Source organism: Pseudomonas sp. H2_D02 (assembly GCF_054677635.1).
The window spans coordinates 2,081,235-2,098,310 of record NZ_CP162816.1 but is presented as its reverse complement, the minus strand read 5'-3'; the positions used below and the strand labels follow the sequence as shown (position 1 = coordinate 2,098,310).

Here is a 17,076-nt window from a genome sequence, read left to right as displayed (position 1 = left end):
GCCTCCAGCGGGAGCAAGCTCCCTCGCCACAACAGCGCGCCCGCCACAACCAAGTCATAAAACCTTTCACCCGCCGCCGTGGTCTCTGAAGAAGGACTTTCAGGGCATGCACGGCACCCATGGCGACATCCAGCAACTTCGCGAAACATTGGTTCGACGCCCGGGGCTGGAAGCCGTTCGCTTTTCAAAAACACGTGTGGGCCGCCGTCAAGCGCGGCGAGTCGGGGCTGCTGCATGCCAGCACCGGCGCCGGCAAGACCTACGCCGTCTGGTTTGCCGCCCTCAATCGTTTCGCGCGCTCAGTGCCGCCGCCGGATAAGCCGCGCAAACGCAAACCGCCGGCCGAGCCGTTGACGGTCTTGTGGATCACGCCCATGCGGGCCTTGGCCGCCGACACCGCCAAAGCCCTCGAAGCGCCGCTCACGCCGTTGCAAATCCCATGGAGCGTCGGCCTGCGCACTGGCGACACCAGCGCCAGCGAGCGCGCCCGCCAAGGCCGGCGCCTGCCCACTGCGCTGATCACCACACCGGAAAGCCTGACGCTGATGCTGGCCCGTGCCGATGCGCAAACCGCCGTCTCGACCCTGCGCATGGTCGTGGTGGATGAATGGCACGAACTGCTCGGCAACAAGCGTGGCGTCCAGTTGCAATTGGCGTTGGCGCGCCTGCGACGCTGGCATCCCGGGCTGATTGTGTGGGGCGTATCCGCGACCTTGGGTAATCAGGCACACGCCGAGCAAGTCCTTATCCCGCAAGGCAACGGGGTCAGCGTGCAGGGCGCCAACGGCAAAGCCCTACAGGTCGATACGCTGTTGCCACCGACCCTCGAGCGCTTTCCATGGGCCGGGCACATCGGCTTGAAAATGCTGCCTCAGGTTGTCGCCGAAATTGACGCCAGCGGCAGTTGCCTGGTCTTCACCAACACCCGCGCGCAATCGGAAATCTGGTACCAGGCCATTCTCGATGCGCGACCGGATTGGGCCGGGCTGATTGCGCTGCACCACAGCTCGTTGTCCCGTGATACCCGCGACTGGGTGGAGCGAGCGTTGAAGGACGGCCAGCTCAAGGCCGTCGTGTGCACGTCCAGCCTGGACCTCGGCGTGGATTTCCTTCCCGTCGAACGCGTGATGCAGATCGGCTCGGCCAAAGGCGTTGCGCGACTGATGCAACGCGCCGGGCGCTCCGGCCATGCGCCGGGACGGACCTCGCGGATAACCCTGGTGCCCACCCATAGCCTGGAGCTCGTCGAGGCTGCCGCTGCCCAGGACGCCGCGGCACAGCGACGCATCGAACCGCGGGAATCGCCCGACAAACCCTTGGATGTCCTGGTCCAGCACCTGGTCAGCATGGCCCTGGGCGGCGGTTTCACTCCCGATGAGCTGTTCGACGAGGTCCGTAGCGCCTGGGCCTACCGCAACCTGAACCTGGCTGAATGGGCCTGGGCCCTGGCGTTCGTTCGTCACGGCGGGTTGTCGCTGACGGCCTACCCCGACTACCGACGGGTCGAACCGGACGAACACGGCATCTGGCGCGTCCCCGACGCCCGCCTGGCCAGGCGTCATCGCATGAGCATCGGCACCATCGTCAGCGACGCCAGCCTGCAACTGAAGTTCTGGAGCAAGGGCGGTGGCGGCAAGACCCTGGGCAGCGTGGAAGAAGGTTTCATCGCACGCCTGCGGCCCGGCGATGGTTTCCTGTTTGCCGGCCGGCTGCTAGAGCTGGTCCGGGTGGAGGACATGACCGCCTACGTGCGGCGCAGCCAGGCGAAGAAAGCCGCCGTACCGCGCTGGAACGGTGGGCGCATGCCGCTTTCCAGCGAGCTCGCCGCAGCTGTCGTGGCGCGCCTGAGCGAAGCCGCCGCCGGTCATTTCGACGGCCCGGAAATGCAAGCGGCGCAGCCCATGTTGAGCACGCAACTGCGCTGGTCCGGTTTGCCCACGCAAGGCACGTTTCTGGCCGAAACCCTCAAATCCCGGGAAGGTTGGCACTTGTTCCTGTATCCATTCGCCGGACGCCAGGTTCACCTGGGACTCGCCAGCTTGCTGGCCTGGCGCGTCAGCCAACGGCAACCGGTGACGTTTTCCATTGCGGTCAACGACTACGGCCTGGAATTGCTCAGCGCCACCGAGCTGGATTGGTCGGCACACCTGAACCCGACGCTGTTGCGCACCGACCACTTGCTGGACGACGTCCTTGCCAGCCTGAACGGCCGGCGAACTGGCCTTGCGCCGCTTCCGAGAGATCGCCCGGATCGCCGGGCTGGTGTTCGCCGGCTATCCCGGCGCGCCGAAGAGCACTCGGCAAGTCCAGGCGTCCAGCGGCTTGTTCTTCCAGGTGTTCAAGCAATACGACGCCGACAACCTGCTGCTGGCCCAGGCCGGCGAGGAAGTCCTGCGCGAAGAACTGGATATACGCCGATTGGAGCAGACCTTGGAACGCCTCGATACCTTGAAGCTCGACCTGCATGTCATCAAGCGCCCGACCCCGCTGGGTTTCCCATTGCTGGTGGAGCGGTTCCGCGAAAGCATGAGTTCGGAAAAGCTCGCCGACCGCATTCGCCGAATGGTCAGCGAACTGGAAAGAACCGCCGATCGGGGGACCGCCTGATGGCCGCGCCCTATCCCGTCAACCTCGCCGGGGAAGAGCTCTGGCTGCTCCCGCAAAAAGCCCTGTACTGGCCCGCCCAGGAAACGTTGATGGTGGCGGATGTACATTTCGGCAAAGCCGCTGCGTACCGCAGCCTCGGCCAGCCGGTTCCCCATGGCACGACAGCGAGCAACATCGCGGCGCTCGATGCATTGCTGGCGAGCCTGCCCTGCCGACTGCTGATTTTCCTTGGGGATTTTCTCCATGGGCCCGGCTCCCATGCACCGGGAACCTTAAGGGCCTTGGCGGACTGGCGTGCGCGACACCCGTCCCTGGCCATGACGCTCATACGCGGCAATCACGACAAGCGTCGTCGGCGACCCGCCGCCGGGCCTGAATATCCGCGTCGTCCCCGAGCCGCTGCTGCTGGGTCCTTTCGCCGTGCAACACGAACCGCACCCGCATTCGAGCCGGCACGTTCTGGCCGGCCACGTGCACCCGGTCTACCATCTCAGTGGCAAAGGTCGGCAGCGGCTGCGCCTGCCGTGCTTTCGCCTCGGCAGCGACATCAGCCTGCTGCCGGCCTTTGGCGCGTTCACGGGAGGCTATCGGGTCGAGCAAGGGAACGATTGCAAGATCTTTGTCATCGGCGACAACGAAATATGGCCCGTCAGTTGAAGCATTTGCGCTTCATCTGACGGGCCATATTCGGATCAGGCTACGGGAGCAGGAGGTGGCTCGTCCGGAAGCGTCGGCTCACCGGGTTCGGTGGGTTCCGTGGGGTTGGGATCAGGATCGGGGTCACCGGGAATCCCACCCGCCGCTTCGACAGGATGGGCCAGCAGTGACCAAGCCAGGACGCCGATCTGATTGGGCTCAAGCCTTGCCAGTTCGGCACTGATTCGCGGATCGATCTTCATAGAGCTACTCCTGAGCGAAGGCCCATTGGGGCTGACGCAAAAAAACGGGCAGTACACTTCATAGAGTGCCTGCCCGCTCAGGAATTCCAACAGCTCGTCAGAATCAGGTACGCGGCAGTGTCACGCCGCGCTGGCCCTGGTATTTACCACCCCGATCCTTGTAGGACACTTCGCACTCCTCGTCGGATTCGAGGAACAGCATCTGCGCCACACCCTCGTTGGCATAGATCTTCGCCGGCAGGGTGGTGGTGTTGGAGAACTCCAGCGTCACATGGCCTTCCCACTCAGGTTCCAACGGCGTCACGTTGACGATGATGCCACAGCGGGCATAGGTGCTTTTGCCCAGGCAGATAGTCAATACGTTGCGCGGGATGCGGAAGTACTCGACGGTGCGAGCCAGGGCGAAGGAGTTCGGCGGAATGATGCAAACGTCGCTCTTGATGTCGACGAAGCTCTTCTCGTCGAAATTCTTCGGGTCGACGGTGGCGGAGTTGATGTTGGTGAACACCTTGAATTCATCGGCGCAGCGTACGTCGTAGCCGTAGCTGGAAACGCCGAAGGAAATCAGCCGGTCGGCGCCTTCGCCACGCATCTGGCGCTCGACGAAAGGCTCGATCATGCCGTGCTCTTGCGCCATGCGGCGAATCCACTTGTCCGATTTGATGCTCATGGCGGGTTTCCTGAATAGCGAGGTGGAAAAAAACTGTCCGGCATCTTACCGGGGCACGGGTCGGGTTCAAAGTGCGGGACGCAAATCTCGGCGATCCACCTTGATTTCCGGCCCCCGGCGGCCATCGCGCTTGCCGTCAGTCATTAAAACCGAGAAACCTTCGCAAAGACCATTGGCACGTTCCGGAAAAAGGGTTAAGGTGGCGTCACTGTGCTGCTTGTGTCACTGAGAATCTCTACACGATATGTTGAATTTCGATCCAACCATCTACAAGAATTTTTCCTGCTCTTTGCACTCAGTCTCGGCCAGGGTTCTTCCTGAGTCGCAGTTATCTTTGTTCAAGGAGTTACACCATGTCTAATCGCCAAACCGGTACCGTTAAGTGGTTCAACGATGAAAAAGGCTTCGGCTTCATCACTCCACAATCCGGTGACGACCTGTTCGTTCACTTCAAAGCTATCCAATCCGACGGCTTCAAAAGCCTGAAAGAAGGCCAACAGGTTTCTTTCATCGCTACCCGCGGTCAGAAAGGCATGCAAGCTGAAGAAGTTCAAGTTATCTAACTTGTCCTTGCTTTAGTAAGAAGCCCCGCCCTTAAAAGCGGGGCTTTTTTGTGCCTGTCGATTTTTCAGGCACAAAAAAACTGTGGGAGCGAGCTTGCTCGCGATAGCGATCTGTCAGTCAACGTAGATGTTGCTGATCCACCGCTATCGCGAGCGAGCTCGCTCCCACATTGGTTTGTTGGTTAGCCTGGGATTACCAGGTCACGCCAAACCCAGCCGTGTAGCGCGTCTTGCTCAGGTCGCTGTCTTCAGTCCCCTCGATCACATCCTTCTCGGCCTTGAGGTTGAGCGACGCCCAGTCGGTCACTTTGTAGCGCAACCCGACTTCGGCGTCGTAGGCGTAGTCAGCAACGTCGGACAGCGGCTTGCCCACCTCGCCATTGGTGAAGAACTCAACGCGCTTGCCAATCAGGTAGCGGTTGTAATCCCACTTCATGGCGACGGAATAGAAGTTGTCCTTGCCCCCATCGCGATATTCGTAATCCGTGCGGTTGAGCAACGAACCCAGGGAGAACGCTCCCAGCTCGTCATCCCAGAATTGGTAGCCCGGACCGGTACCGACTACGCGCTGGCGGGCCAGGTCTTCGACTTTGTCGCGCTTGTAATTGAGGCGACCTTGCCAGAACCATTTGTCGGTGATAAACCGGTCGAGGGAGTATTCCAGCCGCCAATTGTCCGCCGACACCACGTCGTCCTGGAATTCGCGGTTGTACTCACCTTCAGCGGTGTGTCGCCATCTGCCGTGACGTGCCGAGGTCTTGAAGTCGATATCGTAGTCATCGGTATCGTTTTCCGCCCGCTGGTAATCCAGCGCGGCGTCGATATTGCCCTTCCAGACAAGGTCTTCGACGACCGGCTTGGGCTTGAGGATCTGCTGGATACTGGCCAGTTCGACGGTCTTGGGCGCTTCGCCGTTGGCCAGGATTACCTTGCCATCGTCGGCGGCCTGCAGCGACTTAGCCTTCTCGCCAGTGTAAGCATCCTGCTTGACCAGCAATTGCTGGTCGCTTTCCAGGGTCTTGACCTGTTTCCAGTCAATCGGGACCGCGCTAGGCGTAATCGGTCTGGATCAACAGTTTGCCGCCATCGAAAACGGTAATCTTGCCGCTGAGCTTGTCGCCGTTCTTCAACCAGACGGTATCGGCAAGCAATGGCATGGAGGCGCTCGTAACAGCTAGGCACAGCAGGGTTCTGGACAACATAAGCGATAATGGGCTCAAGTTTTCGGTGAAAAGGCGGCATTATCCCCCAGGATGACACCTCAGCAACGACTGACCCGCGTACGGGTGATGAGTTCACTTATCAACACGATCCGTAGGAATTAATCTACAGACGGACCTATTTCCAGGAACAACCCCCGTGACTGACACCCCAGCGCCTCCCGAAAATCCAGCCCAAGTCCGACGAACCACGCTCTACCTGACCCTGGCGCAGGTACCGGAAGGCAAAGTCGTCACTTATGGTCAGCTTGCCGATATGGCCGGCCTGGGCCGCGCGGCCCGCTGGGTCGGACGCACGCTCAGCCAATTGCCGAACGACACCAAGCTGCCCTGGCATCGAGTGCTGGCGGCCGGCGGTCGGATCAGCCTGCCGGCGGGCAGCGCCTCGGGGGATGAACAACGCGCACGCTTGCGCATGGAAGGGATCAGTGTCCTGAATAATCGTGTTGATATTCAGCGCCATGGCTGGCGCCCGGTAGAGCACAGCGGTTAGAGTGCGCGCTTTGTTTTCGCAATTTTTGAGGCAGACTCCAGCCCATGCCCCGTAAAACCTGGCGCGCCGCCCTCGCCGCCTATGCCAGTCCTTCGACGCTCGTGCTGTTGCTGCTTGGCTTCGCCGCCGGCTTGCCGTACATGCTGGTGTTTTCCACACTCTCGGTCTGGTTGCGCGAGGCCGGCGTGGCCCGCGAGACCATCGGTTACGCGAGCCTGATCGGCCTGGCCTATGCCTTCAAATGGGTGTGGTCGCCGTTGCTCGACCAATGGCGCCTTCCGTTGCTGGGCAAACTGGGGCGTCGGCGCTCATGGTTGGTGCTTTCCCAAGGCCTGGTGATCCTCGGCCTGGTCGGGATGAGCTTCTGCGACCCGCAAAAGCACCTGTCCTGGTTGATCGCGATTGCCGTCATAGTCGCCTTTGCCTCAGCCACCCAGGACATCGCCGTCGATGCCTATCGCCTGGAAATCGTCGAAGACACCCGCCAGGCCGCGTTGGCCGCCAGCTATATGTCTGGCTATCGGGTCGCCGCACTGCTCGCCACGGCCGGCGCGCTGTTCTTCGCCGAAGGGTTTGGCTCCACCGGGTTCAGCTACAAGCATTCGGCCTGGGCCGGAACGTACCTTCTGTTTGGCGTGCTGATGGTGCCAGCCTTGCTGACGTCACTCTTGATGCGCGAACCCCCCGTACCGCTGCGCACCCAGTTACAGGCCGGGCGCTATACCTTCGTTCACCAACTGGCCTCGGTCTTCGTGCTGATCGTGCTGCTGGTTTCGGTTCCGGCGATGTTCACCCAGCTCTACAACACTGACTTCGCCAGCGTATTGTTCGAAGGCGTCAGCCTGCTCGACCTGCTGCTCGAAGATCGCGCGTTCCTGCGGGCCATCCTCTACATCCTCCTGACCGCCCTGTGCCTGTCGTCCATGGGGCGTCGAGGCCTGGCGCCGGTACTGACGCCCGTCAACGACTTCATCCTGCGCTACCGCTGGCAGGCGCTCCTGCTGCTGGGACTGATCGCCACCTACCGGATGTCCGACACGGTCATGGGCGTCATGGCCAATGTGTTCTACATCGACCAAGGCTTTACCAAGGACCAGATCGCCAGCGTCAGCAAGATCTTCGGGCTGATCATGACACTGGTCGGCGCCGGCATGGGCGGCCTGCTGATCGTGCGTTTCGGAATCCTGCCGATCCTGTTCATCGGCGGTGTTTCCTCGGCCGCCACCAACATCCTGTTCCTGATGCTCACCGACATGGGCCCGAACCTGAAGATGCTGATTGTCACGATTTCCCTCGACAACTTCAGCTCAGGCCTGGCCACCTCGGCATTCGTCGCCTACCTGTCGAGCCTGACCAACCTGAAATTCTCGGCCACCCAATATGCCCTGCTCAGCTCGATCATGCTGCTGCTGCCACGCCTGATTGGCGGCTACTCAGGGGTGATGGTGGAGAAATTCGGCTATCACGATTTCTTCCTGATCACCGCCCTGCTCGGCGTGCCGACCTTGCTCCTGATCGCCTTGCATTGGTACCAGGAAAATAGTCGCCAAGGCCCGACGCCAGAATCGGAGTCGGAGCCGGAATCAACGCCAACCCGGCCCGCCCAAGAGTCGTAGGAAAGCTCAGCAGGCGCCGAAGAAACCGGCGCCTGGATCCGGCAACAGGCCACGCGCCTGTACGCCAGGGCATCTCGCCCGTACAATGCTGCGTCACTTCTCGTCATCAGCAACCGACAACGGCCAACCATGCGCACCAGTCAATTTTTGCTCGCCACACAGAAAGAAACGCCTTCCGACGCCGTCGTGATCAGCCATCAGCTGATGCTGCGTGCCGGCATGATCCGCAAACTCGCCTCCGGCCTGTACACCTGGCTGCCGATGGGCCTGCGGGTGATGCGCAAGGTCGAAGCCATCGTTCGCGAAGAGATGGACGCCGCCGGCTCCCTGGAAGTGTTGATGCCGAGCACCCAACCGGCCGAGCTGTGGCAGGAGTCGGGGCGCTGGGAGGAATACGGCCCCGAGCTGCTGCGCATCAAGGACCGTCATGGTCGCGACTTCTGTGCAGGCCCGACCCACGAAGAAGTGATCACCGACCTGATGCGCAACGAGTTGAGCAGCTACAAGCAGCTGCCGATCAACCTGTACCAGATCCAGACCAAGTTCCGTGACGAGATCCGTCCGCGTTTCGGCCTGATGCGCGGTCGCGAGTTCATCATGAAGGACTCCTACTCGTTCCATGCCGACCTGGCGTCGTTGCAGGTCACTTACGACCGCATGCACCAGGCGTATTGCAACGTGTTCACTCGCCTGGGCCTGAAGTTCCGTCCTGTAGAAGCCGACAACGGCTCCATCGGCGGTGCCGGCTCGCATGAATTCCATGTCCTGGCCGAATCCGGCGAAGACGACATTGTCTTCAGCAACGGCTCCGATTACGCCGCAAACATCGAGAAAGCCGAAGCCGTGCCACGGGAAACATCCCGCGCCGCGCCGGCCGAAGAATTGCGCCTGGTGGACACGCCGAACACCAAGACCATTGCCCAATTGGTGGAAGGCTACAACCTGCCCATCGAGCGCACCATCAAGACACTGATCGTGCGTGCGGAAGAAGAAGGCAAGCTGATTGCCCTGATCATCCGTGGCGATCATGAGCTGAATGAAATCAAGGCCGCCAACCAGCCTGGCGTCGCCAGCCCGCTGGTCATGGCCACCGATGCCGAGCTGCGCGACGCCATCGGCGCTGGCGCCGGCTCCCTCGGCCCGCTGAACCTGCCGCTGCCGATCATCATCGACCGCTCCGTGGAATTGATGAGCGACTTCGCCATCGGTGCCAACATCGATGACAAGCATTATTTCGGCGTGAACTGGGAGCGCGACCTGCCGGTTCCAACCGTCGCGGACCTGCGCAACGTCGTGGCCGGCGATCCAAGCCCGGACGGCAAGGGCACCCTGGAAATCAAGCGCGGCATCGAAGTCGGTCACATCTTCCAGCTGGGCGACAAGTACAGCAAGGCGATGAAATGCGAAGTGCTGGGCGAGAACGGCAAGCCAGTCACCCTGCAGATGGGTTGCTATGGCATTGGCGTGTCCCGCGTGGTGGCCGCCGCCATCGAGCAGAACAACGACGAGAACGGGATCATCTGGAGCGACACACTCGCGCCGTTCCAGATCGCCCTGGTGCCGCTGCGTTATGAAACCGAACAGGTTCGCGAAGCCACCGACAAGCTCTACGCCGAATTGACGGCCGCCGGCTTCGAGGTGCTGCTGGACGATCGCGACAAGAAAACCAGCCCCGGCATCAAGTTCGCCGACATGGAGCTGATCGGCATCCCGCACCGGATCGTGGTCAGCGACCGAGGCCTGGCCGAAGGCAACCTGGAATACAAGAGCCGTACCGAGGCCGAGCCGCAAGCGCTGCCGGTCGCCGACGTGCTGTCCTTCCTCCAGGCCCGTATCCGCCGCTGAGACCAGATAGAGACGTCATGTTCAAGCGAAACACCTTAGGCCTCGGGGGCGCCGCACTGTGCGGCGCCCTGCTGGTCAGCGGCTGCGCCAACCAGATGTCGCAACGCAACGAGCACGAAGAACGGATCGAGCGAAAGCTGCTCGACCATAGCCTGCAGATCGATGTGGGCGAACCCAAGGTGCTCGATCTGCCGCAGCGTCGGGTACGGATCAATGAGCAGAAGACTTTCGAAGTCACCGAATTCGAAGTCACCCGCCACTACGATCGCTACACGCCCTACCAGCCTTGGCGGGAGATCTACGAGATCCCGCTGGGCGCGGTAGCGGTGGTCGCTGGCGTCGGCGCGAACGTGGTCAACGTATTCGCCTTGGGCAGCCTCCCCGACTCCGCGACCCGCGACTGGATCAGCTACGGTTTCGCCGGGCTGAACCCGTTCATGAACGTACCTTCCAACGGTCGGGCGCAACAGAACCTTGCCGGTATCGACGAAGTCCAGCGTGACAAGCGCACGGAACACTCGAGCCTGCCCTGGAGCGAGCGCCCGGTCGAAGTGAAAGCCGCTCGCCAGACGTTCGAGATGAGCACAGACCGCAATGGCGTGTTGCGCTTGAACTTGCTGGAAAGCCCCTTCGCCGAACATGACCTGAGCCAATTCGGGAAATTGCAGATCAGCGTGACCGATGCCCAGGACGAGGTGCACACCGATTCATCCCTGAGCATCAGCAGCACGCTGCGCAGCAAGTTGGTGGAGGCCCATGGGCTGATCTACGACGATTTGGAAGATGACGAAGTGAGCCAGTGGGTCCACCGGGTCAAACGCCTGTCGGAACTGGGGCTTGAAGAAGAAGCCAGCGAGCTGGAACAGAGCCTGATCGAGCTGACCCGCAACGATCCGGAGCTGCAGACCGAGTTCATGAAAGCCTTGACCAAGGATGGCGGGCGGTTGGTGGCGGATCCTGGCGCCAATTGACTCCAGTTCGGATGCTCCCCCCGTGGCGAGGGAGCTTGCTCCCGCTGGGCCGCGAAGCGACCCCCAAAAAACTGCCGAATGCGGAGCTCCAGATACACCGCACTCGCCGGTTCACGACTGCTTCGCAGCCGAGCGGGAGCAAGCTCCCTCGCCACAAGGGTCCAGAGGACCTTAATGAACAGCGTTACCCTTTGGCGAGCGCTCAACGCTCGAACAACTCCAACTGCTCAAACCCGCCCCGCAAATCCTCCAACCGTACCCCTATCCCCAATAACCTCACCGGCTTGCCGCCCCGGTTGAATGCCTGGGTCAACAGCAACTGGTAACTGCCCAAGTCCCGCCCTGCCCCGGCCTGCTCCAGGGTGGTCTGGGTAAAGTCATGGAATTTCACCTTAACAAACGGCTTGCCCGGCCGGTAACTGCTGTCGATCCGCGCCATCCGCCCACTGAGGGTCTGCATCAGCTCCGGCAGCTTGTCGAGACAGCTTTTCAAGTCGGGCAAATCGACGTCGTAAGTGTTTTCCACACTGATGGACTGTCGCCGGCTGTCGTTCTGCACCAGGCGCTCGTCGATCCCACGGGCAAGACTCCAGAGCCTCTCACCGAAACTGCCGAATTCGCGCACCAGCGCGAGCTTGTCCCATTGGCGCAAGTGCAGGCAATCAACGATACCCAGCCTGTTCAGTTTATCGGCGGTGACCTTGCCGACCCCGTGGAGCTTGCTCACTGGTAGCGCCGAGACGAAATCGTCCACCTGATCGGGGGTTATGACGAACAAGCCGTTGGGTTTCTTCCAGTCGCTGGCGATCTTGGCGAGAAACTTGTTCGGCGCGACGCCTGCGGAGACGGTGATGTGCAGTTGATTGGACACACGCCGACGAATGTCCTGGGCGATACGCGTGGCGCTGCCGCCAAAATGCGCGCTGGCGGAGACGTCCAGGTACGCCTCGTCCAGGGACAGCGGCTCGATCAGGTCAGTGTAATCGCTGAAGATTGTGTGGATTTCCTTCGACGCTTCCCGATAGGCCTCCATCCTCGGCTTGACGATGGTCAGGTCAGGGCAGAGTTTCAGGGCATGGCCGGAAGACATGGCCGAACGCACGCCGTAGGCCCGCGCTTCGTAGTTGCAAGTAGCGATCACGCCTCGCCGGTCCGCCGAACCGCCAACCGCCAGGGGCTTGCCGGCCAGCCGTGGATCATCGCGCATTTCGATAGCGGCATAGAAGCAGTCGCAGTCGACGTGGATGATTTTGCGTTGCGTCATAAAAGAAGCGGCATATGGGACCAATCGGAGCGCCAGTATCGCATTCGGACCTGTATATAGCACCAGTAGTTTGAAATATCCTGCAGCGGACCTGGAAAATGCCCAGGTAAATTTATTTCCTTAATCGCACCGAGCCCCGCAATAGAGCGCGAACCCTTGCCAGGCGTGCGTCGCAGCGCTGTCACATTACCTTTCGGAAGGCTAACCAATTGAAGCGGAACAGGTTTTTCCGGATAAGGGATTGACAGTGCGCCAATCCTCTGTAGAATGCCGCCACACAGACGCGGGATGGAGCAGTCTGGTAGCTCGTCGGGCTCATAACCCGAAGGTCGTCGGTTCAAATCCGGCTCCCGCAACCAAACATCAAGAAAGGCTACTCGAAAGAGTGGCCTTTTTTGTGGGCGCCAGTTTTATACCAACCGACAGACGTCGCCGCTAGGCGCCCTGAGTTGTAGGACAATTTCCTTTTGTTTTTCGAGCATTTAGGCGAACGACCGTTAATTTGCCCCTTTGCCTTATTAACGGTTGACACTCTGGCGTTCGCCTGTAGAATGCCGCCACACAGACGCGGGATGGAGCAGTCTGGTAGCTCGTCGGGCTCATAACCCGAAGGTCGTCGGTTCAAATCCGGCTCCCGCAACCAAATATCAAGAAAGGCTGCTCGAAAGAGTGGCCTTTTTTGTGTCTGTCGAAAAAGCCGCATTACAAATATTTTGTAATTATTTTCCGCCGCAGGGATTGGTAACTTGGCTGGATACCCCCATCCTGTCGCGCATAGCTCAAGAGGTGATTGATGCGCGCCCACTCGTCTGACCCGCAAGACCCCGTTACTGCGACACAACCGATCAAGGCCGAGCGACTGCGTTGGCTGGATCGGATCAGCCAGTACCGCCAACCTATCGGTCTCGCCGTCACGCTGCTGCTGTTTGCGATCGCGTTGATCGCCTGTCGCCACCTCCTGAGCGAGCTCGATCTTTACGCGTTGCATGACTCGATCCTCGACGTGCCGAGGCCGGCGCTGCTCGGCGCAATTGTCGCCACCGTCGCCGGCTTCGTGATTCTGCTGGGTTATGAATGGTCCGCCACCCGCTACGCGGGCGTAACGCTGCCGCCTCAAACCATGGTCCTCGGCGGTTTCACTGCGTTTGCCATTGGCAATGCCATCGGCCTCTCATTGCTGTCGGGCGGCTCGGTTCGTTATCGCTTGTATGCGCGGCATGGCCTGGGAGCAGCCGACGTCGCCCATATGACCTTGTTCGCCAGCCTGTCCCTGGGCTGCGCGCTGCCCCCCTTGGCCGCGCTGGCAACCCTGAGCAACCTGCCCGCCGCGTCTGCCGCCTTGCACCTTCCCGCCGTCTTGCTGGGTTCGATCGCCGTGGCGGTCCTGTTGCTCACCAGCGTGCTGGCCGTTGGCATCTATCGTCGTCGGTTGCCTGAGCAACCCTACCGGGACAGCCTGCTGGTCAAGGCCGGTCGCCGCACGCTGCGCCTGCCGGGCCGGCGCCTGACATTCCTGCAATTGGTCATCACGGCGCTGGATGTCGCAGCGGCCGCCACTGTGCTTTATCTGCTGTTGCCGGAAGCGCCACCGTTCGGCCCATTCCTGCTGGTGTATCTGCTCGCGCTGGCCGCCGGCGTGCTCAGCCATGTGCCGGGTGGCGTCGGGGTGTTCGAAGCGATCCTGCTGGCCGCGTTTGCCGATAAACTGGGCGCCGCGCCGCTTGCCGCCGCCCTGTTGCTGTATCGCTTGATCTACGTACTGCTGCCGATGCTGGTGGCCTGCGTGCTGCTGCTGATCAACGAGGCGCAACGGCTGTTCCAGACGCGCCAGACCCTGCGTGCGGCGTCAGGTTTTGCCGCGCCGATCCTGGCCGTACTGGTATTCCTGTCTGGCGTGGTGCTGCTGTTTTCCGGTGTCACCCCCGAGATCGACACACGCCTGGAGCACATCGGCTTCCTGATTCCCCATCGACTGGTGGACGCCTCGCACTTCGGCGCGAGCCTGGTGGGCGTGCTCTGCCTGTTGCTGGCCCAAGGCCTGCGCCGGCGCCTGTCCGCCGCCTGGATGCTGACCACGGTTTTGCTGCTGGTGGGCGCCCTGCTCTCGCTGCTCAAGGGCTTTGACTGGGAAGAAGCCACGCTGCTGACCCTGACCGCTGCCCTGCTGGCAGTGTTCCGGCGCTCTTTCTACCGTCCGAGTCGCCTGACCGAACTGCCGTTTTCGCCTTTGTTCCTTATCGCCAGCCTCTGCGTGCTGGGCGCATCGATCTGGCTGTTGCTGTTTGCCTATCAGGACGTGCCCTACAGTCACCAATTGTGGTGGCAGTTTACCCTGGATGCCGATGCCCCCCGAGGCCTGCGCTCGTTGTTGGGCGCCGCCGTCCTGCTGGTGGTGGTTTCCCTGACCTGGCTGCTGCGCACGGCGCGCCCCGTGATCCATCAGCCCACGGCGGAAGAGCTGGAGCGTGCCAAGACCATTCTCATGGCGTCCTCGCAACCGGACGGTGGCTTGGCCCTGACCGGTGACAAGGCGCTGCTGTTTCACCCTAACGACGAAGCGTTCCTGATGTACGCGCGTCGCGGCCGCAGCCTGGTGGCACTGTATGATCCGATCGGACCGACCCAGCAACGGGCGGAAATGATCTGGCAGTTCCGCGACCTTTGCGACATTCATCATGCTCGCCCGGTGTTTTATCAGGTACGTGCCGAAAACCTGCCGTACTACATGGACATCGGCCTGACCGCGATCAAGCTGGGCGAAGAAGCGCGGGTCAACCTCAAGCGTTTCGACCTCGAGGCCAAGGGCAAGGAGATGAAGGACCTGCGTTACACCTGGAACCGCGGCACCCGGGATGGCCTGTCGCTGGAGTTCCACGAGCCGGGGCAGGCGCCGATGGATGAGCTCAAGGTCATTTCCGATGCCTGGCTGACCGGCAAGAACGTACGGGAAAAGGGGTTTTCCCTGGGCCGCTTCAGCGACGACTACCTCAAGCATTTCCGCATCGCGGTGATTCGTTTCGAGGGCAAGCCAGTCGCGTTCGCCAACTTGTTGGAAACCCACAGCCATGAACTGGCCAGCCTCGACCTGATGCGCGCCCACCCCGAAGCCCCGAAACTGACCATGGAGTTCATGATGGTCGGCCTGATCCAACATTATAAGAACCATGACTACGCCCGCTTCAGCCTCGGCATGGTCCCGCTCTCGGGCCTGCAACCGCGTCGTGGCGCACCGCTGACCCAGCGCCTGGGTTCGATGGTGTTCCGCCGTGGCGAGCAGCTCTACAATTTCCAGGGACTGCGCCGCTTCAAGGACAAATTCCAGCCTGACTGGGAACCTCGTTACATGGCCGTGCCCGCCGGACTCGATCCGCTGGTCGCGCTGGCCGATACCGCCGCCCTGATTGCAGGCGGCCTGACTGGATTGGTGAAACGCTGATGACGCAACGCTTTTGGCGATACCTGGTAGCCAGCCTGCTGGTGCTGGCGGTGATTCTTGGTGGCGGCTACTGGTACTGGAACCGCCCCGCCCCGCAACCGACCCTGGAACAACTGGAGCCCGCCGACGGCGTGGCGATGACCCGGGTCATTCCTGGCACCAAGTCGCGTGCCCATGTGCTGGTGGCGGTCAATGAAGACCAGAAGCTCAGCGACACCCAACTGACGACCCTCAGCCGCAGCGGCTCGGCAGAGATCGTCCAGGTGATCTTGCCCAAGGACTGCATGTTGCAAGGCCGCGCCTTGCAGGCTGGCCTGAGACAGCTTCATGGGCCGGCCACGCTGGTCAGCGGCATCGGCCCTGGCGCCGTGCTGGCCTGGCGCTGGTTGGCGGAACAGAAGGACGACAAGGCCCAGGCCGTTTCGGTGGACCTGGCCCTGGAAAAACCCGGCTGCACGCACCTGCTGCCGAAAAGCGCCGCCCACGGTCGCTGGCTGGTGGCCTGGAACGACAACCCCGACGACACCAGTGCCGGTTTCGTGCGGGACCAGCACAACGCCGAAACCAGCATCAGCGACTACGACATCAACCTGCCGCAGGTGCTGAACAACGAGTTGCGCAAGATTCTGGTCGGTACCGAAAAGGGCAAGGGTGGCTTGAGCATCCCGGTGGTGGAAGTGCCTGCCAGCCAAACGCGGGATACCGTGACGCTGTTCCTTTCCGGTGACGGTGGCTGGCGCGACCTGGACCGCGACGTGGCCGACGAAATGGCCAAGCTCGGCTACCCGGTGGTCGGCATCGACACCCTGCGCTACTACTGGCAGCACAAGAGCCCCGAACAGAGCGCGACCGACCTGACCGAACTGATGCAGCACTACCGGCAGATCTGGGGCACGAAGCGCTTCATCCTGACCGGCTACTCCTTCGGCGCCGATGTGCTGCCAGCGATCTACAACCGCCTGCCCGCTACCGAACAACAGCGGGTCGATGCGATTATCCTGCTCGCCTTCGCCCGTACCGGCAGCTTCGAGATCGAGGTCGAGGGCTGGCTCGGCAACGCCGGCACCGAAGCCGCCACGGGCCCGGAAATGGCCAAGCTGCCCGCCGAGAAAGTGGTGTGCATCTATGGCGGCGAAGAAGCCGACGAAAGCGGCTGCACCGACAAGACGGCCGTGGGTGAGGCGATCAAATTGCCGGGCGGCCACCACTTCGATGAAAACTACCCGGCCCTGGCCAAGCGGTTGATCGATGAGATCAACAAGCGGCAGAGCAAGCCTGCCGAGCAGTAAGCGGGTGCGAGCCTGACAAAGCCCCGGCAGCCTTACGGTTGCCGGGGCTTTTTTGTGCCAGCTCGACCTGCACAACACCCTGTGGGAGCGGGCTTGCTCGCGAAGGCGGCGTGTCAGTCGACATAATCGCTAACTGGCACGCCGCCTTCGCGAGCAAGCCCGCTCCCACAGGGGTTTTGGTTTGGCATCAGCATTTGTGTCGC

At 61.6% G+C, this 17,076-nt stretch carries 10 protein-coding genes, 2 tRNA genes and 3 pseudogenes; 11 read left to right on the top strand and 4 right to left on the bottom strand.

From position 1 onward, the window contains the following. Nucleotides 1-119 precede the first annotated feature (119 nt). Nucleotides 120-2,607 (top strand): annotated as a pseudogene (locus AB4N42_RS09745) (ligase-associated DNA damage response DEXH box helicase). Beyond that, nucleotides 2,607-3,264 (top strand): annotated as a pseudogene (pdeM, locus tag AB4N42_RS09740) (ligase-associated DNA damage response endonuclease PdeM). The pseudogenes AB4N42_RS09745 and pdeM overlap by 1 nt, the downstream one beginning before the upstream one ends. A 35-nt stretch (nucleotides 3,265-3,299) precedes the next feature. On the opposite strand, the gene AB4N42_RS09735 reads toward pdeM, so the two are convergent. Beyond that, entirely contained in the window at nucleotides 3,300-3,506 is a 207-nt protein-coding gene (locus tag AB4N42_RS09735) for a hypothetical protein (RefSeq protein WP_030139418.1), read from the bottom strand. A 103-nt stretch (nucleotides 3,507-3,609) separates the two neighbouring features. Further along, nucleotides 3,610-4,176 (bottom strand): dCTP deaminase, encoded by a 567-nt coding sequence (gene dcd, locus AB4N42_RS09730; RefSeq protein ID WP_017126297.1) that lies wholly within the window; start codon nucleotides 4,174-4,176, stop codon nucleotides 3,610-3,612. Between the two features lie 353 nt (nucleotides 4,177-4,529). Here dcd and AB4N42_RS09725 point away from each other — a divergent pair, with 353 nt between their 5' ends. Then, nucleotides 4,530-4,739: a cold-shock protein gene (locus AB4N42_RS09725; protein WP_002554837.1), complete on the top strand. Its 210-nt coding sequence runs from the start codon at nucleotides 4,530-4,532 to the stop codon at nucleotides 4,737-4,739. A gap of 193 nt (nucleotides 4,740-4,932) precedes the next feature. On the opposite strand, the pseudogene AB4N42_RS09720 reads toward AB4N42_RS09725, so the two are convergent. After that, nucleotides 4,933-5,941: pseudogene (locus AB4N42_RS09720) on the bottom strand (DUF481 domain-containing protein). A gap of 157 nt (nucleotides 5,942-6,098) precedes the next feature. On the opposite strand from AB4N42_RS09720, the gene AB4N42_RS09715 reads away from it, so the two are divergent. From AB4N42_RS09715 to AB4N42_RS09700, 4 genes are all read left to right on the top strand, one after another. Next, complete coding sequence (locus tag AB4N42_RS09715; protein WP_198797658.1) at nucleotides 6,099-6,452, top strand: MGMT family protein; 354 nt, start codon at nucleotides 6,099-6,101, stop codon at nucleotides 6,450-6,452. A gap of 44 nt (nucleotides 6,453-6,496) precedes the next feature. Continuing rightward, nucleotides 6,497-8,068 (top strand): AmpG family muropeptide MFS transporter, encoded by a 1,572-nt coding sequence (locus tag AB4N42_RS09710; protein ID WP_030139421.1) that lies wholly within the window; start codon nucleotides 6,497-6,499, stop codon nucleotides 8,066-8,068. Nucleotides 8,069-8,197: 129 nt separating this feature from the next. Continuing rightward, nucleotides 8,198-9,913, top strand: a complete 1,716-nt coding sequence (locus tag AB4N42_RS09705) for a proline--tRNA ligase (protein ID WP_030139422.1) — start codon at nucleotides 8,198-8,200, stop codon at nucleotides 9,911-9,913. 17 nt (nucleotides 9,914-9,930) lie between these two features. Next, complete coding sequence (locus tag AB4N42_RS09700; RefSeq protein ID WP_030139423.1) at nucleotides 9,931-10,884, top strand: hypothetical protein; 954 nt, start codon at nucleotides 9,931-9,933, stop codon at nucleotides 10,882-10,884. 202 nt (nucleotides 10,885-11,086) lie between these two features. Here AB4N42_RS09700 and dinB read toward each other — a convergent pair whose 3' ends face one another. Next, the gene (dinB, locus tag AB4N42_RS09695; protein WP_258648177.1) at nucleotides 11,087-12,148 is read right to left on the bottom strand and encodes a DNA polymerase IV; all 1,062 of its coding nucleotides are present in this window, start codon (nucleotides 12,146-12,148) and stop codon (nucleotides 11,087-11,089) included. 282 nt (nucleotides 12,149-12,430) lie between these two features. On the opposite strand from dinB, the gene AB4N42_RS09690 reads away from it, so the two are divergent. From AB4N42_RS09690 to AB4N42_RS09675, 4 genes are all read left to right on the top strand, one after another. After that, nucleotides 12,431-12,507 (top strand) — tRNA-Met (locus tag AB4N42_RS09690). A gap of 207 nt (nucleotides 12,508-12,714) precedes the next feature. Further along, a tRNA-Met gene (locus tag AB4N42_RS09685) sits at nucleotides 12,715-12,791 on the top strand. Nucleotides 12,792-12,941: 150 nt separating this feature from the next. Beyond that, nucleotides 12,942-15,584 carry a bifunctional lysylphosphatidylglycerol flippase/synthetase MprF gene (gene mprF, locus AB4N42_RS09680; RefSeq protein WP_460116131.1) on the top strand — a complete coding sequence of 881 codons (2,643 nt, stop codon included), beginning with the start codon at nucleotides 12,942-12,944 and terminating at the stop codon, nucleotides 15,582-15,584. Beyond that, nucleotides 15,584-16,873 carry a virulence factor family protein gene (locus tag AB4N42_RS09675; protein ID WP_030139426.1) on the top strand — a complete coding sequence of 430 codons (1,290 nt, stop codon included), beginning with the start codon at nucleotides 15,584-15,586 and terminating at the stop codon, nucleotides 16,871-16,873. Before mprF ends, AB4N42_RS09675 begins: the two co-directional genes overlap by 1 nt. Nucleotides 16,874-17,076 lie beyond the last annotated feature (203 nt).